The 21,380-nt window shown below is 50.9% G+C and carries 22 protein-coding genes; 6 read left to right on the top strand and 16 right to left on the bottom strand.

What is annotated here, in order from left to right:
* Window positions 1–250: 250 nt before the first annotated feature.
* The 5 genes from JW499_RS11650 to JW499_RS11670 all read right to left on the bottom strand — a co-directional run bounded on the left by JW499_RS11650 (window position 251) and on the right by JW499_RS11670 (window position 5,329).
* A complete protein-coding gene (locus JW499_RS11650; RefSeq protein WP_205210767.1) occupies window positions 251–772 on the bottom strand; it encodes a hypothetical protein in 522 nt (173 codons plus the stop codon).
* 209 nt (window positions 773–981) lie between these two features.
* A complete protein-coding gene (locus tag JW499_RS11655; protein ID WP_205210768.1) occupies window positions 982–2,196 on the bottom strand; it encodes a multidrug effflux MFS transporter in 1,215 nt (404 codons plus the stop codon).
* A gap of 179 nt (window positions 2,197–2,375) precedes the next feature.
* Entirely contained in the window at window positions 2,376–3,158 is a 783-nt protein-coding gene (locus JW499_RS11660; protein ID WP_205210769.1) for an amidohydrolase, read from the bottom strand.
* Window positions 3,146–4,294, bottom strand: coding sequence for a pyridoxal phosphate-dependent aminotransferase (locus JW499_RS11665; RefSeq protein ID WP_205210770.1), 1,149 nt, complete (start codon window positions 4,292–4,294; stop codon window positions 3,146–3,148). Before JW499_RS11665 ends, JW499_RS11660 begins: the two co-directional genes overlap by 13 nt.
* 96 nt (window positions 4,295–4,390) lie before the next feature.
* Entirely contained in the window at window positions 4,391–5,329 is a 939-nt protein-coding gene (locus JW499_RS11670; RefSeq protein ID WP_205210771.1) for a nucleoside recognition domain-containing protein, read from the bottom strand.
* 253 nt (window positions 5,330–5,582) lie between these two features.
* On the opposite strand from JW499_RS11670, the gene pbpG reads away from it, so the two are divergent.
* Both pbpG and JW499_RS11680 read left to right on the top strand, forming a co-directional pair.
* Window positions 5,583–6,626, top strand: coding sequence for a D-alanyl-D-alanine endopeptidase (gene pbpG / locus JW499_RS11675; protein WP_232846370.1), 1,044 nt, complete (start codon window positions 5,583–5,585; stop codon window positions 6,624–6,626).
* A gap of 89 nt (window positions 6,627–6,715) precedes the next feature.
* Window positions 6,716–7,714: a diguanylate cyclase gene (locus tag JW499_RS11680; RefSeq protein ID WP_205210772.1), complete on the top strand. Its 999-nt coding sequence runs from the start codon at window positions 6,716–6,718 to the stop codon at window positions 7,712–7,714.
* A 9-nt stretch (window positions 7,715–7,723) separates the two neighbouring features.
* Here the strand turns inward: JW499_RS11680 and JW499_RS11685 are convergent, their stop codons facing one another.
* Window positions 7,724–8,416, bottom strand: a complete 693-nt coding sequence (locus JW499_RS11685; protein WP_205210773.1) for an aspartate/glutamate racemase family protein — start codon at window positions 8,414–8,416, stop codon at window positions 7,724–7,726.
* A gap of 166 nt (window positions 8,417–8,582) precedes the next feature.
* Here JW499_RS11685 and JW499_RS11690 point away from each other — a divergent pair, with 166 nt between their 5' ends.
* Window positions 8,583–9,188, top strand: coding sequence for a Yip1 family protein (locus tag JW499_RS11690; RefSeq protein ID WP_205210774.1), 606 nt, complete (start codon window positions 8,583–8,585; stop codon window positions 9,186–9,188).
* Window positions 9,189–9,264: 76 nt separating this feature from the next.
* Here JW499_RS11690 and mtnK read toward each other — a convergent pair whose 3' ends face one another.
* A complete protein-coding gene (gene mtnK / locus JW499_RS11695) occupies window positions 9,265–10,470 on the bottom strand; it encodes an S-methyl-5-thioribose kinase (protein WP_205210775.1) in 1,206 nt (401 codons plus the stop codon).
* Between the two features lie 188 nt (window positions 10,471–10,658).
* Here mtnK and mtnA point away from each other — a divergent pair, with 188 nt between their 5' ends.
* Window positions 10,659–11,678 (top strand): S-methyl-5-thioribose-1-phosphate isomerase, encoded by a 1,020-nt coding sequence (mtnA, locus tag JW499_RS11700; RefSeq protein WP_205210776.1) that lies wholly within the window; start codon window positions 10,659–10,661, stop codon window positions 11,676–11,678.
* A gap of 13 nt (window positions 11,679–11,691) precedes the next feature.
* Here mtnA and JW499_RS11705 read toward each other — a convergent pair whose 3' ends face one another.
* From JW499_RS11705 to JW499_RS11725, 5 genes are all read right to left on the bottom strand, one after another.
* Window positions 11,692–12,672 carry a sulfotransferase family 2 domain-containing protein gene (locus tag JW499_RS11705; protein WP_205210777.1) on the bottom strand — a complete coding sequence of 327 codons (981 nt, stop codon included), beginning with the start codon at window positions 12,670–12,672 and terminating at the stop codon, window positions 11,692–11,694.
* Window positions 12,662–13,555, bottom strand: a complete 894-nt coding sequence (locus JW499_RS11710) for a glycosyltransferase family 2 protein (protein WP_205210778.1) — start codon at window positions 13,553–13,555, stop codon at window positions 12,662–12,664. Before JW499_RS11710 ends, JW499_RS11705 begins: the two co-directional genes overlap by 11 nt.
* Before the next feature lie 66 nt (window positions 13,556–13,621).
* Window positions 13,622–14,164 carry a 1,2-dihydroxy-3-keto-5-methylthiopentene dioxygenase gene (locus tag JW499_RS11715; RefSeq protein WP_205210779.1) on the bottom strand — a complete coding sequence of 181 codons (543 nt, stop codon included), beginning with the start codon at window positions 14,162–14,164 and terminating at the stop codon, window positions 13,622–13,624.
* A gap of 14 nt (window positions 14,165–14,178) precedes the next feature.
* Window positions 14,179–14,865 (bottom strand): acireductone synthase, encoded by a 687-nt coding sequence (mtnC, locus tag JW499_RS11720; protein ID WP_205210780.1) that lies wholly within the window; start codon window positions 14,863–14,865, stop codon window positions 14,179–14,181.
* 36 nt (window positions 14,866–14,901) lie between these two features.
* Window positions 14,902–15,525, bottom strand: coding sequence for a methylthioribulose 1-phosphate dehydratase (locus JW499_RS11725; protein WP_205210781.1), 624 nt, complete (start codon window positions 15,523–15,525; stop codon window positions 14,902–14,904).
* 301 nt (window positions 15,526–15,826) lie between these two features.
* On the opposite strand from JW499_RS11725, the gene JW499_RS11730 reads away from it, so the two are divergent.
* Entirely contained in the window at window positions 15,827–17,152 is a 1,326-nt protein-coding gene (locus JW499_RS11730; RefSeq protein WP_205210782.1) for a GGDEF domain-containing protein, read from the top strand.
* 14 nt (window positions 17,153–17,166) lie between these two features.
* Here JW499_RS11730 and JW499_RS11735 read toward each other — a convergent pair whose 3' ends face one another.
* The 4 genes from JW499_RS11735 to pyrC form a co-directional block, all read right to left on the bottom strand.
* Window positions 17,167–17,508 carry a hypothetical protein gene (locus JW499_RS11735; protein WP_205210783.1) on the bottom strand — a complete coding sequence of 114 codons (342 nt, stop codon included), beginning with the start codon at window positions 17,506–17,508 and terminating at the stop codon, window positions 17,167–17,169.
* An 11-nt stretch (window positions 17,509–17,519) separates the two neighbouring features.
* Window positions 17,520–18,026 (bottom strand): hypothetical protein, encoded by a 507-nt coding sequence (locus JW499_RS11740; RefSeq protein ID WP_205210784.1) that lies wholly within the window; start codon window positions 18,024–18,026, stop codon window positions 17,520–17,522.
* A 466-nt stretch (window positions 18,027–18,492) separates the two neighbouring features.
* Window positions 18,493–19,506: an asparaginase gene (gene ansA, locus JW499_RS11745; protein ID WP_205210785.1), complete on the bottom strand. Its 1,014-nt coding sequence runs from the start codon at window positions 19,504–19,506 to the stop codon at window positions 18,493–18,495.
* A 68-nt stretch (window positions 19,507–19,574) separates the two neighbouring features.
* Complete coding sequence (pyrC, locus tag JW499_RS11750) at window positions 19,575–20,609, bottom strand: dihydroorotase (protein WP_205210786.1); 1,035 nt, start codon at window positions 20,607–20,609, stop codon at window positions 19,575–19,577.
* A gap of 223 nt (window positions 20,610–20,832) precedes the next feature.
* On the opposite strand from pyrC, the gene JW499_RS11755 reads away from it, so the two are divergent.
* Entirely contained in the window at window positions 20,833–21,312 is a 480-nt protein-coding gene (locus tag JW499_RS11755) for an Hsp20 family protein (RefSeq protein WP_205210787.1), read from the top strand.
* Window positions 21,313–21,380: the final 68 nt, after the last annotated feature.

Raw genomic sequence — 21,380 nt, forward strand, 5'->3', positions numbered from 1 at the left:
ACAATTTTAATTACAGCAATTATAAAGGATTATCCTCTTTAATGACACTCATCTGCCCTGTCGGCAATGTTTTACACACACCTGACCTCTGTGCAGCGCGCAGGCGCCCGGTTCATGCTTATGGCTTGATCTCTGTTTGTGAAAAACGAAATCAGCGATCCAAAAACTGAATCAGACCACCTGCTGCTTCAACGACACCTCATCCGCCTGAGTAAGCCAAGCTATCCATAGCGTTTGTTGATCAGATCCTTTACGCCGCAAGCGGATGATCGTGAAAAACATGGCTGCTCTCTATCAGTGCTTTCGGGCAATGCATACGAACCTTCTTATAGACATCCGGTAGCAACTCAACGGCAACATCAACGATCATCAGAATCTGACCTGCCTCGATCGCATGGCGGTATTTTTCAAGATGAGAGTTTGGCGTACTCTCACCAATTGCTTTACCAACCACGCCCCCCCAAAAAGCGAAGATAATTGTGATGACTAACAGGGACATCGCACCAAACTCAAAGCTGGAAATCTTCGAGCCGTAGGCAACTATACCGGCTACCAGCCCCAGTACACCACCGGCGACGATGCCCCAGTTGAAATCATTCTCCACCTCTGTCGTTTCCATCTCGGTGGCTTCGTGCAGATGGGCTTTTTGTAACATTGAGTGATCACTGGCAACCAGATGCATCGCTTCATCACCGATCCCCAGTTGCCGTAACTCCTCAACCACAAGTTCAGCATGGGCCAGATCCGGCGTCAGAAAAGTTAAACGTCTCATTTCATACCTCCCGGCCTGTCGGCCGTTATGAATGTATCAAGTATAGTTCAACTTGCTGATCCTCAACCGTGACCGGCTGAGCTATGGCAGATACCAAAAAGCCCATCAGAGTGATGGGCTTTGGATTAAAATGAAACTGATCTATTTATAGTTCACATCATCCCACTGCCAGCGAGCGGTTCATCAACCGGGACTCCAGATATTCCGGGCTAGCGGCCCACGTCTGCATATCGGTGCAGGCAATAACAGATCAGCAGCGCTATACTGATCAACACCAGAAAACCACCGACCAGTGGGTAGATAGTCTGGTTGTAGAGCTGACCGATGATCAGGCTGAACACAATGCTCAGCAGGGTCGATAGCGCACTCACCAGGCCAGCACCGATACCCGCCAGATGTCCCAGAGGCTCCATCGCCATCGAATTGAGATTGCCGAACAGCAGCCCAACAGCGAAGAACACCAGAAACAGATAGCTTACCAGGGTCTGCAAAGGCGGATGTCCGGTGTAAAATATCACCACAGGCAGGTAGATCAGTGATAGCAGAGTAATACTGATCAGCGAGAGGATAACCAGCCGCCACATACCATAGCGTCCTACGAGACGGGCATTCATCAGCGAAGCCAGACCGATAGCGCCTGCCAGGCAACCGAAGTAGAGAGGAAACTGTGTTCCCAATGTATACTGATCCTGCAATACCGGCTGCGACAGATTGAGATAACCAATAAATGCACCAAACACCAGTCCTGTCACCAGGGTAAACCCCATCGCGACGCGATGGCTGACCACCTCTTTAAAGCCGCGCCATAAAATCCCTGGCGCAAATGACCGCCGATTTACCTCTGCCAGCGTTTCCGGCATTCGTATCATAAGCCACACACTCAAGACTATGGCGGCGGACAACAGACCGATAAAGATCATTCGCCAATCAGCATAATACAAAACCAGCTGTCCCAGGGCCGGAGCCATCATCGGCACCAGAATAAATACCGTCATCACAAACGACATCACCCGCGCCATTGCCCTACCGGCGTACAGATCCCTGACCAGCGCGACCGACACAACCCGGGGGCCGGCCAGCCCAAAGCCCTGCAACACCCGACCCAGCAACATCTGCTGAAAGCTATCCGCAGTGACCGATAACAGCGTTCCGGCAACAAAGATTACCAGGCCAAATAAGATAACTGATTTGCGGCCAAATGAGTCCGATAACGGCCCGTAGAGAAACTGCCCTACAGCCATACCGACAAAAAAAGTCACGATAACCAGTTGGTTATCATTGGGATCGGCAACATTCAGGTCGTTGCCAATAATCCCCAATGCCGGCAGCATCGCGTCTATTGATAGTGCCGCCAGAGAGATCAGCAGCGCAATCAGGGTTACAAACTCGGCAAATGGGATCGCCTTATCCTTCTGGTGGTACAATTGAGATATCCTTAACTAAAAATCGGCGCCTACGGCCGCAGAGCTGTATCTTGAGGGCTATAATACATGACCGGGCGTTGTACTATTGCCAGAAATCGCGGATTTTAAATGACTTTTTAAGCGTCCCCCCAATCCACACTCGCTGCACCGGCATCAAGCGCGATGCCGGAGACTGGCTTCTAACCATCCTGAATAGTGAAACTATCCGCATCCATCCAGGCCGGAAACTTCTGTTTAAAGTCAGACAGTTCCGCAGCTGATAAACTGAAGCTTTCGCAGAAGGGCGTTCCGGGCTCCCGATCAATCAACAGCTCCCCCCTGAAATCCACCAGCAGGCTGTCGCCGCTATAATCGTGGCCATTGGCATCCGTTCCTACCCGGTTAACTCCGGCCACATAACAGAGATTTTCGATGGCACGGGCCTGTAGCAGCTTCCGCCAGGGTTGCCGGCGGGGGGATGGCCAGTTGGCCACATAGAGGGCCAGATCATAATCATTGCAGTTGCGGGAAAACACCGGAAAACGCAGGTCATAGCAGACCTGCAGCAAAATTTTCCAGCCTTTATAGTCAACGATCACCCGTTTTTCGCCAGGCTGATAACGCTCATGTTCACCCGCCATACGGAACAGGTGTCGTTTGTCGTAGAATGTCTGGCTGCCATCCGGAAAGGTAAAGATCATCCTGTTGACATAACCATTACCCGCTTCGATGGCCAGACTGCCGGTTATCGCAATCCCCCGCTGTAGTGCTTGCTGCTGCAACCACTGGCAGGTATCCCCTCCCATCGGTTCAGCGGCGGTCCGGCTGTCCATAGTAAATCCGGTGGAAAACATCTCCGGAAGTAACACCAGATCGGTACCCGCAGCGTGCTGGTCCATCAGTTGTTCATACATGGCACGGTTTTCAGCCGGATTCTGCCACTGCATATCTGGCTGAATCAGCGTTATTGTCAGATCCTGCATAGTTTTTCCGCTGCCTCTCTCAGCGTGTCATCACTTTTAGCAAAGCAGAAACGTACTAACCGTTGCTCCGGCGGTGACTGGTAAAAAACCGATACCGGAATCGCGGCAACCCCCACCTCGGTGGTGAGCCAGCGGGCAAAGGTCAGATCATCCATCTCCGGTTGAATATCAGAATAGTCCATCAACTGAAAATAGGTGCCGTTTGCCGGGGTAAAACGGAATCGACCGGGTTTCATCAGTTGGCAGAACAGATCCCGCTTTTGCTGGTAGAACCCGGGTAATTCAAGATAGTGTTCAGGATAATCATTAATAAAATCGGCCAGCGCCAGTTGAATCGGATGCACGGTACAGAATGTCAGGTATTGATGCAGTTTGCGAAACTCAGTGGTCAGCGCCACCGGCGCAACACAGTAACCCACCTTCCAGCCGGTTGTGTGATAGGTCTTACCAAAAGATGAAACCACAAAGGCCCGCTCCGCCAGTGCCGGTCTGCGCAGCAGGCTCTGATGCGGGCCGTTGAAGCAGATATGTTCGTAGACCTCATCACTGAGCAACAGGATATCACTGTCGTTTACCAGTGCCTGCAACTGATCCAGATCTGAAGATGACAACACAGAACCAGTTGGATTATGGGGGCTGTTAAGAATAATCATGCGGGTTTTGTCGTTAATCGCCTGCTTAACCTGCGACCAGTCAATGGCAAAATCCGGGGCACGCAACGGCAGATGCACAGCCGTGCCACCATTCAGCTCAATGGCGGGCTCGTAGCTGTCATAAGCCGGATCAAAGACGATCACCTCATCCCCCTGGCACACCACAGCGCCGATCGCAGCAAACAGCGCCTCTGTGGCTCCGGACGTGACCGTTACCTCCGTTTCCGGATTAATTGTGCAGCCATAGAGTTTCTCAACTTTCAACGCAATCGCATTGCGTAACGCCATAACCCCCGCCATAGGGGCATACTGGTTGAGGCCATTCTCGAGATAATAGGTTACCCGATCCAACAGCGCTAGCGGCCCGTCAAAATCGGGAAAACCCTGCGACAGGTTAATCGCTCCATGCTCTGCGGCCAGCTGCGACATCTCAGTAAAGATGGTGGTACCAACTTTGGGTAGTTTGGTCGGTGGGTATTGCATCAGTGTGTTGTTCCTTTAAGGCGCGCTGTGAATGACAGCAATAGGGTCAACTCTAAGTCTGCTCTGGCCGGGGGTCAAGCTGAACCCACTGTCTGCTCAGAATATCAACAGATGCAGCACACCCCGCACCAGAATACCGACTATTGCGCCAAGCACAGCAGCCCTGGCAATCGATGAAACCCGCTTACCGGCGGCCATCAGAATCGCGACTCCGGCCACATCAAACGGATGGATAATAAACCCGGCTATCCTGTTCAGATCGGTTGCGGTCATCGCCCCCTGATTGATCAGATCAATGGTCACCCCCATCATTGCGGTGCCGCCAGCAATAAACTTGGTCACGATCGGCAACACGGTTGATTCGGGCAGATCAACCAGCGCCAGTACCGGAGCAAGCAGCGCCGTCAGCAACTCAATCGAGCCGGTCATTTTCAATAAATTAACGAAACAGAGCGCCAGAATCAGTAACGGTATAGAGGCGAGCACAATCCTCACCCCCTCCTGACCGCCATCAGACAATATCTGAATCACATTCTTTTTTTCATGCAGCTCAGGTGCCAGATGCTCAGTGTGGCTGTAATCATCATCCAGGCTCGGATCACGGGCGAACAGATAATAGGTTGCAGCTGCTGCAATAAGCCCGCCAATCAGCGAGGTTATCATAATCACCGGCACATCCAGCCCCACCACGGCCATCGGAAAGACCACATTGGCCTGAGACAGGGTCAGCACAATTGCCAGAGTTGCCGCAATTGCCCGCCGCGCGGTGCCGTCCCGATCCATAATAGCCAGAGTCGCAACCGGCGCATTAAAGCTGACAAACAGAATCTGCAGCATCGCAAAGATCCCCAGCCCCGGTACCCCAAACGGTTTCACCAGCGGCGACAGTCTGTTTGAGATCCAGCCGAGTACGCCTTTACTTTCCAGCAGTTTCATCAGTGCCAACATCACTACCATCACCGGCAGCAACACATACAACACCATATCCATAGCCGTTCGGCCAGAATCGAGAATCAGTGTAATAATCTGTTCCATTTAAATTTTGCTCGCTCCAGAAATAGCGCTGTTCATTATACTCTGTCGGAACTGTATTCTAACTCATCGTGTTTCAGCGCATATTTCTTCTTACTGGCCTGACCCGATCTGCCGCCATAAAAACATAAAATGAGTAACGAAACCAACGATAATGCGATCCGGCTATGTTAGAGTCTGCAACTATACGGCTATGTTGACAGGGACCTCAGGCCAATCAACTGTTGAAATAGCAATCTAAAATTACGGCTCTGTTTTGAAAACGATCTCAGCAACACCTCTGTCCCACAATCGTAACGCTGAAGCCAAAATAGCGCAGTGGTTGGCTAAGCGTCTGATACAGTGGTTGTGTTTACTGATTTGTACTGTTTTTCTGTCGTTCCAGCCGCTTTCCGTTTCGGCCCAGCCGACTGCAGCAGTCCAGGCCAGAGCGGTTTCCAGTACGACTCAACGTCTACTTAACCTCGATCCGGAAAAAATAGAGCTGGCCTCAGTCAGTGCCGCTGTTGTCGATAACAAAACCGGCGCCCCTCTGTATAAAAAACATGCTGAACTGGTGCTGCCGATCGCCTCTATCACCAAACTGATGACGGCGATGGTGACGCTGGACGCAGGGCTCTCCCTGTCAGAGAAGATAACGTTCACAGAAACACAAAAACGGGCCAACCATAACTACTATAGCCGAATCCGCATTGGCTCTGAGCTGCCCCGCAAAGATGTTATACGCATCGCCCTGATGTCCTCTGAAAATCTGGCCGCCTCGGCGCTTGGACACAGCTATCCCGGCGGTATCAAAGCGTTTGTTAACGCGATGAATCGTAAAGCCCGACAACTGGGTATGGCCCATAGCCACTTTGTCGATTCAACCGGACTGTCGGAAGCGAATGTCTCAACCGCTTCGGACCTTGCCATTATGGTACGGGCCGCCGCCAGCTACCCGAAAATAACCGAATATAGCAAAACCAGAAGCTACACGGCCCGCTTTAGTGAACCGCGATATTCTCTGCGCTATGGCAATACCAATGTACTGGTTCACCGCAAAAGCTGGGATATTGATGTTACCAAAACCGGCTATCTGAATGAAGCCGGCCGCTGCCTGGTCATGATGACCCGGGTTAATGGCAGAGAAACCGTAATGGTCATGCTAAACTCGTACGGTAAACGCACACCGGTTGGAGATGCCGGTCGGATAAAACGCTGGCTCACAACGGGCAAAAGCGGAAAAATCAGTAGTTCTGCAAAACACTATCAGCATCAGGTACTGCAGCAGCTTATACCTGAACAACTGGCACTGCATTAGGATTCGCCCTAATGAATAAAGCAGATGATCAGCTCCCCGTTAACACTGGCCGCCAGCATGCCAATACAAGCAGATCAGGGACTGATAACGTGATTAATAACCTACTTGAGAGTTTGCACCATGATGATTTCGAACAGCTCGCTGCCGATATCAAGCAATCGCTGGAAGCGCACCGCCACTGGATGCAGAGAATTACCACGGCGCTGGTGACCCGGCAACCGTTAGAGGAAAACCAGTTTATTGCGGTGGATGCGCACCTTCACTGCCACTTTGGTCGCTGGCTGACAAAAATCTTTCAGGATGAGCTGTTTCAACAGGGCTCTTTTCTCAGAATTGAGCAGTATCACAGGCAGTTACACGACGCTGCCCGCACCCTGATTTATCAGCTGAACCACCATACAGAGGTCGATATTGCAGCGTTCGAGAACTTCATGCAGTTGCAAAAGGAGTTCTTCGATATGGTGATGATGCTGTTTGAATTTTCAGTCCTGAATAAGCAGCAGTTTGATCCCACTACCCGGCTGATGAACCGTCGATCTGTAGACTCTGTTCTGGCCAATGAATATAGCCGGATGCAACGGGCCGATGATTACTACTGCTGTGTCGCCATGGCCGATATCGACCACTTTAAACAGGTGAATGATCTCTGGGGGCATGATGTGGGAGACCTGCTGCTGAGTCACACCGCGCAAATATTCAACGATGCTATACGCCGTCATGACACCGTATCACGCTATGGCGGTGAAGAGTTCCTGTTTATCTTTCCGGATATGCGCCTGGAGCAGGCGGGGCTTGTGGTAGATCGTATCCGCAACCGACTGGCAAACAGCAGTATCAGCCATCACAGTCACCTGCACTCTGTCACCGCCTCTTTCGGTGTCACTCAACTGTGCCGCCATTGCGATATCAAAGGTTCGGTCAAACGTGCTGATATCGCCATGTACGCAGCCAAGGAGAGTGGCAGAAACTGTACAGTGACCGTCGATAGCCAGGCAGTGGTCGGGCAGACATCCTATGAACATCTCAATAAGGAGATCACCGAACTGATTCGCCAGCACTGTAAACGGGTGCCATCCGGAACCGATTAAGGCACAACCTCAGGACAGGGCTAAGTCTACCGCTGCGGCTGCGTGTATAGCCGTGGTATCATACACCGGCACTGAGGTGTCTGACTGGCGTATCAGCAGCGCAATCTCGGTACATCCGAGAATCACCGCCTGCGCCCCCTGCTCCGCCAGCGAGGCGATTATCTTCAAATACGCCTGACGCGAGTCGTCATTGATCTGGCCCTGACACAGCTCATCATAAATGATGCGATGCACGATTGCCTGATCAGCCGCATCAGGCACAAACACCCGGATACCATGTTGCGCGGTCAGGCGGCCTTTATAAAAATCCTGCTCCATGGTAAAGCGGGTGCCCAAAAGACCAACCGTTTCTATACCGTCTGCTTTTAACTGCTCTGCCGTGGCATCGGCGATGTGCAGCAATGGAATCGACACAGCAGCTTCCACCTGTTGCGCGACTTTATGCATGGTATTTGTGCCAATCATAAAGAAATCTGCTCCGGCGGCTTCTACCGCCCGCGCAGCCTCTTCGAGTATCACCCCGGCCTGATGCCAGTCACCCTGCTGCTGCAGCGTTTCAACCTCTGCAAAATCAATGCTGAACAGTGCCATTTTAGCGGAGTGCAATCCACCTAACTGCTCCTTGATACCACAATTGATTGCCTTGTAATAACTGGTGGTGGACTCCCAGCTCATTCCACCCAACAGACCGATTGTTTTCATGCTTACTCTCCATGCTCATGTGGTTTACAGGAATATATAACTATCAGAACACTGCGCCAGATACAGTTTTTACTCAGGTACAGCAGTACAGATTGACGATATTGATCTACCCTTTATCCAGACACGTAATAATCTGGCACCACCCACAACATAACAGGTGATACTCATGACCCTAAAATCGATGTCAGAAATCTTCTATCATCCCCACCTGGCAATGCAGCATTTACGGGATGAAAAGCTCAGAGGCACTGGAGAGGTGCTCGTCATTCTGGCGTTGCTGTCATTGATACCCGCCGTTTCACTGTTTATCGGTACAACTCAGCTCGGCTGGAGCCTGACCCCGGGTGGAGATGCGATAAAGCTGAGCCTGATCAGCGCACTTAACTCAGCCATCGCATTCTATCTGTCAATCTGCTTCGCCCTCTGCGTAATGGGCTTTGCCATGCACTGGATGGAAAAAACCTACGGCGGCCATGCATCACTGGAGCGCTGTATGAATCTGACGCTCTATACGGCCACCCCCCTGTTACTGGCTGGATTTGCCGGACTCTACCCTATGTTGTGGTTTTGCGTCGCGGTGGGGTTGGTGGCTCTGGTCTATAGCACCTGGCTGCTATTTACCGGTGTCCCGATCATTATGAAGATTCCTGAAGAACGGGGCTTTCTGTTCTGCATCTCTATTCTGACAGTGGGATTGGTGATACTGGTAGGTTTGAGATCGGCCACCGTCTTTCTCTGGAGCACGACAACACCGCTGGTCTATGTGCAATGATTGTTCATACCGGCCAGAACCAGAAAGCCTGCGAACCTGACATCAGGGCAGGCTTTACAACGTTATCAGGCAACGCTTAACGGCAGTACAGCTCACTGCGTATTCTATCGATAACCTGAGTAATACTACTCAATGTAGTACGCTCTTTAATCAGTATCTGCCCCAGGGCCAAAGCCAGACGTTCAGAGTCAGCACGACGTTCAGCATCCTCAATCGACTCAATATCCATAACATGGGCCAGACCGATGGTTCTGCGAATCATCTCGGTTCCGGCATATCCCAGAGTGTCCGCCAGCAGCTCGCTGATGTACCAGTCTGCATATTCTCCCAGTTGCAGGCTGGGATCTCGGGTTTCCGCCAGCATATGCTGCCGGAAGCGCTGTTCGAAGGTATGCCACAGAGTGTTGATCCCTGCCAGCAACCACTGCTGGTAGTCACTGCGTTCTGCGTACTCCCCCTGCTGATTCGCCTGCCCGGCAACATTCAGCAGATAGTTACCGATAACGGTACCAATATCGAAGCCTGCCGGACCAACATAGGCAAACTCAGGGTCAATAATTTTCGTGCCCTGTTTATTAGCGAATACCGATCCGGCGTGCAGATCACCGTGCAACAGGGCTTCAGCCTGATTAAGAAACTTGATCTTCAGGCGGGCCACTTCCAGTTTTAATTCACTATCCTGCCACAGTTTTTCCGCATCGGTTCGGAGAGAGGCATTGATGCTGTTACGCTCATGATCACAATACGGGTCCCAGAAGAACAGCTCTTCCGAAATTTTGCACAGATCCGGGTTGATAAACCGCTGTACCAGAGATTTTTTTTCATAGGTATCCAGATAGAGATCTGAGGTATAAAACAGGGTATCCGCCAGAAAACGTCCCAGATGCTCCGCCAGCAAGGGCAACTGTTTTCGCTCTACCATGGCTATACGCAGATTTTCAAAAGCGCTGATATCCTCCATCACAATGGCACACTGCTCAGCATCATAGTGATATACCTGCGGCACTAAGTCAGGACAGTGGTTCGCCTCCAGCTGCAACGCTTCCGCCTCGATCCGTACCCGGTCCTGAGACAGTGGCCAACCCTCACCAATAATTCTCACATAGGGCAGTGCCTGCTTGATAATCAGACTGTTGTCTGCACCGGACACCCGGTAGACAAAATTGATATTGCCATCACCGATCTCTTCCACCTGTAAAGACTCTTCGGCGGTAAACAGATCGCTGTGCTGACGGGCAAAAGCGATCACATCGGTATCTGAGGAAAACTTTCTGAAGCTCATTGTTATTATCAATTCCAAAGCGGTTAAAGAAAGCGAGAAAAGAGCGCCCTGGGGGAACGTTTCCAAAGCACATCTCTGCTGGGATTGACTGCATTGTGGCAAATCTGCTCTGCTCTGCCTACCCCTTTTCTGAACCCTCAGTTCCTGATAACTTAGGCGGCCTGAAAAACCGTCCTGATGGAGCTTCCATGAAAGATCTGCTCGCAACCAGTATTAAATATCAACACGGAGCTCTTTACGTGCTGGATCAGCACCAGTTACCTCACCAAGAGCAATGGCTTCCCTGTGATAGCAGCGATGCCATGATTGCGATGATTAAAAAGTTGCAGATTCGTGGTGCTCCACTGATTGGCATTGGTGCCAGTCTGCTACTGGCGCACTTGTCAGAACAGGGGCTGACTGCAGATGAGCTGCATACTCAGGCTGAGCGGCTGCGGGCAGCACGACCGACTGCGGTTAACCTGATGAACTGCATCGACCGCATGCTGGCGACACTTGAAAACGAAGGCACGGCTGGCTTAAGCCGGTGTGCCGAGCAGCTCTTCGAAGAGGATGTTGATCTGTGCAACCGCATGGCAGGCTTTGGAGCAGAGCTGATTTCCGACGGCGCCAATATCCTCACCCATTGCAACACAGGAAGCCTGGCCACTGCGGGTGTGGGCACCGCTATCGGCGTTATCGATGCGGTGAAACAGCAGGGCAAGCAGCTGCATGTCTGGGTGGATGAAACCCGCCCCCTGCTGCAGGGGGGGCGCCTGACTACCTGGGAGATGGCCCGACTGGGGATCTCTCACACACTCATCTGCGACAACATGGCTGCATCGCTGATGGCCCAGGGTAAAGTCGATGTAGTGCTGGTCGGATCTGACCGGATCGCCGCCAACGGCGATTTTGCCAATAAAGTAGGCACCTATTCACTGGCAGTGATCGCTCACCATCATAAGGTACCGTTCTATGTGGTCGCCCCCTACACCACGGTTGATCCGGAATGCCCTGATGGTAAAGCGATCCCCATAGAACAACGCAGCCCGGCTGAGGTACAGGGTGTCAGTGGCAGTTTTGGCAAGGTGAACTGGGCCCCGGACCATACTCCAGTCTATAACCCGGCGTTCGATGTTACCCCCGCAGCGCTGGTCACCGGCTGGATTCTCGATACCGGAGTATACAGCCCGGAACAGATCGCCGCCGGGGTATTAAAGACACTCTGACTGAGTTCTCTGATCAAGAGACAGCGTCATTCAGTACAACATTACCTATAACCTGGCCTGTCTCTTTAACTCTACAGGTGAGCTTCGTACCTGTGGGAAGTTCATCTGGATATTGAAAATGGAACCCCACATAACCCAGACGGGGAAGCCCCAGTCTTAAAATTCCCGGGCGCAGATCTTTAGCTTCAGCTTCACCCAACACTCGATCCTCAACCAAAACTTCAACAACGACACTCTCGTCACTGATATCCCACCACGCCCAACCGGAAAGACTCTTATGGCTAACCTGTTGCAATGTTGCATGTACATAAGGCTTTCCTGATTGCCAGAGGACAGCTCTTTGATCAAATAACTCAACACACTGGCGATATAGCTCTATGTCTTCCTGATTCAGATTTTCAAGAACTTGCAGATCCTCAGGATCAAACTCATATGGGTTAGAAGTCTGACTGCGTCCCTTATTCAGCTCTAAGTTAGGTATCTTAGTAGCATAGCGTGCGTTGATCTGATTGAGGCTATCTGAATAGTTCTCTGTCAGACCTACAAACCCTATAGCCTGAATAGGCACGCCACTAAGCATCCGTTTTAATCGATTAATAAAGGGAGGTTTAGTATAAAAGGATTTGAAGTCATCCTCATATCCAAAATTCCGGACAAAATGATTATACTCAGATAGAACTCTCTGTATTGGATCTCGCATAAACACCACTGAATTGCGAGCACCCAGTATATCTATATATTTATTTGCATTTACGTGACCACTTAGAAACTCTATTGAATTTTCATTTAGCTTATTAAGAAAAGAGAAGTGATCCTTCTTCTCATAAACATTCTGAATAACTATAGCGCTTGTTTCTCTGGAGTGAGGAGCATAGTCATAGCAAACATGCTCCAGACCATAATAATCTTCCGCAGCTTTTCTGAAGCTAGTACCAGCGGTTTTCGGTATATGTATAAAGAACAAAATTTTTATCTCATTACTATTAATGACCAATTAAAACCAGTAAAGAATCATATTTATTTTTGAAATTATCATAATGAAGTCCACTGAGCGTAAATTCTATATCATTCAGATCAAACTCTTTAAAGTAGCTATCACCTTTAACCTGCCTGGCACCAAACATCGCATCGCCCCGATGCTTCTTCTTTTTTATGAACTCTTCTTTCGATTTAAGGGCATAATGATTAACCCTCAACCGTTTATCGCATATTTCATAGGTGACACCCGACGTTGCTCCTGATGCGACTGGCTTTATTCCCCCTTCGTATGTTGCGAACAGCACATTATCACCCGAAGTGTTTATATATCTGTAGTTCTTATCCAGAACAGCCCGATGCGGATAGATATCTTTTATCAACCCAGGTCTGTAAACAGATTTAATATAGTGGTTTCGTGAACGCTCATCTGAGGCCGCTTTTGTAAATCGATCAATCACAAACCCGTCCAGGCAGTGTTCCTGATCAGAGGTCCCATAGATGCGCCAATTTATTGCCAGGCCACCCACAGAATCATCTGAAAAGAGCTCAGCGATATGATCAGCTGCTTTATAGTCGCCGTAAGGTACCAAAAACTCATCTGCGTCTATAAAGGTTATAAGTTCAACTTTATCTTTATAGTCCTGAAGAATCTTCTGATAGGCTATTATTTGTGGTTTCCCCTCTCTTCCTATTGAATAGAGGTCGATTATCGATCGTTCAGCCAACGACTTAAGGAGTTCAAATGTACCATCATCAGATTCATTATCATAAATAATGAATTTATCTACCCCCTGAGATTGATGCCAGGCGATCCACTCTAAAATGTACTCTTTTTCATTCCTGAATATTGCACCTATTGCCAGGGAAGACTTCACCTTTTTTTTCAGAAATCTAAACATTTAAACCCCATTTTTCAATACCCACTAAAGCAAGTGCAAAGAGAATAAAAGCCCCCTTATGTTTGATCACACCTCAAACTTAGGAAACTGATCCGCAATCGGGTTACCGGTATAGTTGGCCACCCAACCTTCAGGATTATTGAACAGGCGAATCGCGGTAAAGTCCGGCTGCGGCCCCATATCAAACCAGTGGGTGGTATTGGCGGGTACGGAGATCAGGTCATTTTTGCAGCAGAGAACCTTATACACTTTATCGGCAACATGGAGGTAAAACATCCCCTCCCCGCGGACAAAGAAACGCACTTCATCTTCACTGTGGGTATGTTCGCTGAGAAACTTCTGCCGCAGCTCATCCTTGGCCGGGTTGTCGCTGGACAGACTGATGGTATCAACAGTGATATAACCCTGCTCATTTTTCAGACGCTGAATTTCAGCATCGTAAGCCGCGAGGATATCCGCAGCACTACTGTTGGCATCGATCGCCTGTCCCGCTTCCCAGCGTTCAAAACGGACACCGATATCAGCCAGTTTGGCTCCGATCTCTGCACCATCCGTGCTGGAGTATACTGGCTGGGCATTATCATCAGAGTATATTGTTAATTCACTCACTGCTTAGTCCTCAGTTAAATATTCGTCAGCGTTATCTGCTGAAAAGTCTGAACCACCGTATGATCGCTCTGTGACGGAAGCTGATCCCGGGCTAACATCGTCGTTGCCATTCCCGCTTCGCGCGCCGCATCCAGCTCTTCTTTGATATCTGACAGAAAAAGAATCTCAGCCGCCGGCAGACCGATGTCGACAGCGATTGCCCGATAAGCGGTCGCTTCGCGCTTATGGCCGATGGTTGTATCATAGTAACCACCGAACAAGGGCGTCAGATCACCGAAATCACTGTAACCGAATAACAGTTTTTGTGCTTTAACCGAACCCGATGAAAAGACATACAGCTTCAGCCCCTGCTGCTGCCATTTTTGCAGATACTCATAAGCATCATCATACAGATGACCGGTAAAATCCTGCTGTTCATAGCCGGCAACCCAGATCAATCCCTGCAGGGTTTTCAACGCAGTCACTTTTTTATCCTGCTCTATCCAGCCAAGAAATGCGCGGATCAGCGTTTCAAGATCTGCCTCCGGCTGGTCCAGTTCCGCCCGGGCATCCGCCAGGACTGACTGTACAATCTCATCCTGTTCGTGACCACGAAGATAACCTGGCAGATGATCATAGGCGTAGGGAAACAGCACCTTATGGACAAAATTGATATCGGTTGTGGTGCCTTCAATATCGGTCAGAATCGCTTTAATGGTCATGACTTACCCTTTATACACTCTTGATTCAGCACTTTTTTAGGGACGCAGGCGGCGCATCTCCAGCTCACAGGCAAACAGGAACTCCAGTCCCTCCAGGTGACGTCGGGCCTCATTCACATCGTGTCCCCAGGCATAAAGGCCATGACCCCGTACCAGAAATCCCCAGTTCAGTGGCGTTTGCTGCCAGCGCAAGGCTAACTGCTCTGCCAGCGCCGGCATATCCTGGGTATTGTCAAACACCGCCAGCTGTATCGCCGCTTCATGGCTCTGATTTCCGGCCAGCGATTTTTGCATCTCATAACCGCAAAGAGTGAACCAGTCGTCAGTCTCTAATCGTGATAGCACCGTAGAGGCGACTGAGTGGGTATGCAGCACCGCACCGATGGCGGAATTGAGCTGATACAACCGGGTATGCAGCAGCGTCTCTGCCGAGGGCTTAAGTTTGCTTTCAAGCGGCTGACCATCGAGATCCACCGTGAGCAGGTCTTCATCCGTCAACCGTCCTTTATGCCGTCCTGACGCGGTCACCAGCGCCTGATCATCGGATAACCTCGCAGAGAAATTACCACCGGTCGCAGGACACCAGCCCTGAGCGTCGATCCAGCGGCCTGCCTCGATGAGTGCTGATGAAACAATAGCTGAAGGAATTGCTGTTCGCATGAATCAATATCCGCTGTAAAATTGCAGCCTAGTGTACTCGATTTTACGCCGCTGACGAAGTCTGTTCTCAACCTCTCTTATTCCCTGATTAGCGCTGAACCATGGTAACAACAGTTACTATTTCGGGTATAAAAATCACCCGCCCGCCATACGCAATCATCTGAACAGTGCCATAATCAGACTTGCTAAAGCGTTTAACGTTCGCCTGTTGAGTCTCAATACTTATCAGGCGATCCCTCAAGTTTTATTTCTCAGATATTTGCTAACCCAAGCGTTTCAGAGAGGCAGACCGGAACAACTGATGAAAGACGATTACAGGCACCTTATCCATATAAAAAGCCATGACGAACTGAGTCTTTATGAACTGATACCCGATGTCGTCTGGATCTTTGATCTGGATAAACACGGATGGTGGTGGGGCAACCAGCCCGCCCTGAAGTTCTGGGGACTCAGTCAACTGGATGAGCTGATCAACAAAGACCTGTCCGGTGACACCCAGGGCGCCCGGGACCGGACCGTTCAGACCTTTGAGCTGGCAGCAAAAAACGGCCTGACGATTGACCCCTGGACCACCTATCCTGACGGCAAACCCAAAACACTGTATATGAAACACCGCGCCGTGCTGGTCGGTCCTGAGCGTCACCGGGCAATTATCGCCTATATCAACGAAGAGGTTAATCTGGGAGAAACACCGGAAAACCTGCTGCTGGTTGAGGCGATGCGCTATACCACCGTGATGGTCACCAGTTTCACCTTTGAGGGGGAGATCGTGATCGAAAACCCGGCCGCCACCGAAGCCTATAATCATATCGATCCTAAACAGCTATCTGGCCAGCAGTCAGCCTTCAGTGCCCGTTTCGCCACCCCTGCAGAGGGTGAATCCCTGCTGCAGCAGGCGATCAGTGAAAAAGGGGGACGCTGGACCCATCTGATGCGTACCAGTGCAGGCCTACGTCAGCATACTCTCGATATTCGTATTACCCGTCACCCCCTGAGCGGCGATTTTTTGATTCTGATGGCTGAATATGATGTGACACCACTGTATGAAGCACTGAATGAAGCCCATGAGGCCCAGGAAGAGCTGCGAGAAATGGCCCATTACGATGCGGTGAGCGGCCTGCCCTCGCTTAATTTTCTGATGCAGCATGCGCCCAACTATCTGGCCAGAGCAGAACGCAGCAGACAGCAGCTGGCGGTGATGTTTATCGATCTCGATGGTTTTAAAACCATCAATGATAGCTGGGGTCACGATACCGGCGACCAGGTATTGCGGGAGATAGCCCTGCGATTATCCGGGGTATTACGGGATGCCGATCAGATCGCCCGTATCGGCGGCGATGAATTTATCATTCTGGTGGATGATATCCACGATGAAAACAGTGTCACGACGGTAGCAGAAAAGATTATCCATCGCCTGGAAGAGAAGATCAGCCTGAAAGACTCTGCAGCCATCTCCACTCAGGTGCGCGTCAGTGCCAGTATTGGTATCGCCCTCTTTCCCGAACATGGCAAGACACTGGAACAACTTATCAAAGTTGCCGATAAGGCCATGTACCGTGTCAAAAACAGCGGTAAAGCCAGTTACGCGATTGGAAACAACCCGGCCAACGATCTCACCACAGACTAAGCAGCGATATCGCCTCAACCCGTGGGTGTCGACAGGTCCAGGCCGGTGGCTGAACCGATCGCATTCCATAAAACACCGACAACCGCATTCCAGACTTTCTCGATGGTCACCATCAGTAACCCGCGCAGGGTTTTAGCAAAATTGAGTGCCATATCCTCGAGGGAGTCGAGAAAGAAATCCTGCAGGTCGGCATCAATATCTCCGGAAATAACGCCAGCGGCAATTAACTGAGCCTGTTTGGCCAGTGCTTTTAGCTGCCGTTCAGAAAACCCCCGCAACACCGTCACATCCTGATTAATTACCTGTGAGGCGGCACTCTTCATATCTTCAGCCAGTTGATCAGTATTGATAGACATTATCATCTCCCCTATCTTTCAAGAAAGGATTCATAGGTAATGACCTGATCCATTGACACCACCACATCATTTTTGAATGCTGCCACGGCCCCGGGCTTCAGTCCCGAACCGCAATCAACCTGCTTCATCTTCGTCAACACCCTGGAGACATGCTCAAGAGAGTATGAGCTGGGGGCTTTCCCACCATCCATGGCCGCAACGCCTTTAGACTCAAGAAACGCATTGACTTTTTCAGCAACCGAGCTATCCGGCACAGGGCGTGCACTGGCCTGAATAGCCAGAGCATCGACGGAACCAATGATGCGGTTAAACGTCTTTGCACGCTTATCGCAATCTGCGCTGTTTGTGCCCTCGGCAACCGCGGCAAACAGTTCCATGATGTTGATATTGGTCTGGGTAACACCTTTAAACAGAGCAGAGTCATATTTTGGAGCTAACTGTGCAGCACACCCTGTCAGCAACAGGATCAGCAGTACGCAACCCAGCATCAGCCGGTTATCAGCATTCACTCTCATCATCTTCAATACCTCCTGTAATACTCAGATACGCCGCAATGCCGGGCATATCCATTCATGAATTGTGAGGACTCAGGCTTCAACGAACCCGGGCCGCTCGTTAATCAACCAGACAGATATAGGTGCTGATATTCATGGGTGTACTCTGTCGGGTCACACCTGTCCTGACGCCAGCCTTGCTTCAGCGGTTTCTCACATATCAGATACTGTCACAAAAGAGCGGCACGCCATGGTTAAGGCGCAGAAAGCGAATGGAAATAGTCCATGGCAACCCCTTTGAGTGTAGCCAGGCACAGGGGCAATGCCATCAGATGTGACGAAAAACTAAACAGATGTTTTGATAGAGCGATATACTCCGGAAGAGAGCCAGGCCACTGCCGACATGGGTGAACCGGTGCGGTATCACCAACCCATGAGCATAAAATCAGTGTACTGAGTGACTATTAAAAGGCCTGGGAAAACTGTGAACTTACTGTGTCATCTCGCCACAGAGGCTCTGAAGCATCAACCCTTTAACCTGATCTGCAGGCTGAGTCGCCAGTAGATAGTGCAGTTTGGTAAAAGCGGCTTCCAGGGTCAGATCACTGCCGGGAATGACGCCGATCCGGTTCAGCGTTGCCCCGGTCGCATAAGCGCCCTGACTGACCTGGCCCTGCAGGCACTGAGTAACATTGACGATGGTGACGCCTCGCCGGACGGCATTGTCTAACTCGGCCATCAACTCGCCGTTGGCATCTGGTGGATTACCAGCTCCGTAGGTGTGCAGAACGACACCTTTAACCGCCGGGTTGCTCAGCAGATCCCGGGCTATACGTGCGGAGATACCCGGATAGACCGGCAATATCACCACCGCGTCCGGATTAAAGTCGGGAATTTTAAAATCAGCCGTGCCGCTCTGTAGCAACCGCTCAGCATGCAGTTCGATATTGATGCCCGCCTGTCCCAGCCAGCCGTAGTTTGGCGAGTCAAAGGCATCTAACCCGCTGCTTTTCAGCTTGCTGGCGCGATTGCCTCGCAGCAGGCGTCCATTAAAGCAGATACAAACCTCAGGAATAGCATCGCCTGCGACAAACATCAGCGATGTCAGCAGATTATCCAGCGCATCGTTACGCAGCTGCGCCAGAGGAATCTGCGACCCGGTGACGATCACCGGCTTGTCCATGCCCTGCAACATAAACGACAACATCGATGCGGTATATGCCATGGTATCGGTGCCGTGCAGCAATAGAAAGCCATCGTACTGCTGCCAGTGCGCGGTAATGATACCGCCAAGCTCGGTCCAGTGGTGCGGTTGCAGGTTGGCACTGTCGATCAGCTGTTCCAGCTCCAGCACCTCAAACGCCGGTAGCTCAGACAGACCGGTGGTGCGGCTCAGCTGTGCCCGCAGGCTCTGTTCAAAACCGGCCACCGGAGCATAACCCTTTTCCGAGGCCTGCATCCCGATTGTGCCGCCCGCATAGATAATCAATATTTTTCGTTTCATAGCGCTAATTATGACACTGCCGGGATGATATAAAAAAGCCCGGATAGCTCCGGGCCTCGACTGTTTACTTATGCCTGCAACTTCCAACGGACCTTCTGGCCGGCAAAGAATGGCACGATTGGGCGACCATCCGGCAGGGTAATCTCTTCCGGCAGAGTCCACTCTTCACGTATCAGGGTGATGGTACCTTCATTGCGTGGCAAACCGTAGAAATCGGCGCCAAAGTTACTGGCAAACCCTTCCAGCTTCTCCAGTACTCCCAGCTCTTCAAAGACATGAGCATAGAGTTCGATGGCGCTCCAGGCACTGTAACACCCGGCACAACCACAGGCGTTCTCTTTCGCCTCTTTGGCGTGGGGTGCAGAATCCGTTCCGAGGAAGAATTTGGGTGAACCTGACTGCACCATCTGCCGCAGAACCGCCTGATGGGTATTGCGCTTCAGTACCGGCAGGCAGAAGTTATGGGGACGCACCCCTCCCACCAGCAGGTCATTACGGTTTAACAACAGATGTTGCGGGGTTATAGTGGCTGCGACATTGTCAGACGCGTCCTGCACAAAGTGCGCCGCATCGGCGGTGGTAATATGCTCGAATACCACTTTCAACTGTGGGAAACGCGCCACGATTTTACTCATCTTCTGATCGATAAACTCCTTTTCCCGATCAAAGATATCGATATGGTGATCGGTCACCTCACCGTGCACCAGCAACGGCATCCCCTGCTCTGCCATCACCTCAAACACCGGATACATAGCCTCCAGATCGGTCACTGCGGCGGCCGAGTTGGTTGTAGCACCCGCAGGATAGAGCTTGGCAGCAACCACTCCCGCAGCTTTCGCCTGAATAATATCCTCACCGGAGGTCGCGTTTGTCAGATACAGAGTCATCAGCGGTTCAAAGGTTGAACCTGGTGGACGTGCAGCTTCGATGCGGGTCCTGTAAGCCTGTGCCATCTGTGCATTCACCACCGGCGGCACCAGGTTTGGCATCACAATGGCGCGCTGAAAACAGCGGGCTGTGGCCGGAACGGTTTCCGCCAGCATATCGCCGTCACGGAAATGCAGGTGCCAGTCATCGGGGGTACGGATGGTCAGGGTTGTCATAGAGCGGGAATCCTAAGCGCTGAGAGTATTGAGTCAGCGTATTATAGCGGTGCAGGCGCAGGGCGAAAAGCAAGCAACAGGTTTTCGCTGTTATCCGCTAAAAAGACTTGAAAATTTTCCTGCCGATCCCAATTTTAAACAATACCGGAGGGTCGCTTCTCATGGAGGGCCGTCCGGGCTCTATGTTGATTTATTTTATATCGCTTCTGACGGAGGATATCTTATGAACACAATTGACCTTACCCCTCTCTATCGCAACAGCATCGGCTTTGACCGGCTGGCCTCGCTTCTGGATAGCGCTCTGAGCAGCAGTACAGTCTCATCCGGCTATCCTCCATACAATATTGAGGCGCTTGACGAGAACAGATACGTTATCTCGCTGGCGGTAGCAGGCTTTGAAAAATCAGATATTGATATCACAGTCGATCGGGATCTGTTGATCATTAAAGGATCAAAGCCCGAAGACGAGAACCGAAAATATCTCTACCAGGGGATAGCACACCGCACCTTCGAGCGAAAATTTGACCTTGCCGAGCATATAGAGGTGAGCGGCGCAGAGATGAAAAATGGCCTGCTGAAAATCTCTCTGGTTAAGGAGATTCCCGAGGCGATGAAGCCGAAAGAGATACCGATAAGTGACACCGGTGATGCTCCGCAGCCATCGCTGGATCATCAGCCTGAAACAGTAGATCAGGCACATTGACAGGCAACCCGGCTCAGCTTTCCCAAGGAAAGCTGAGCCATAGATAATAACGACCAACGGATATTTTC

The organism is Amphritea pacifica (genome assembly GCF_016924145.1).
GTDB lineage: Bacteria > Pseudomonadota > Gammaproteobacteria > Pseudomonadales > Balneatricaceae > Amphritea > Amphritea pacifica.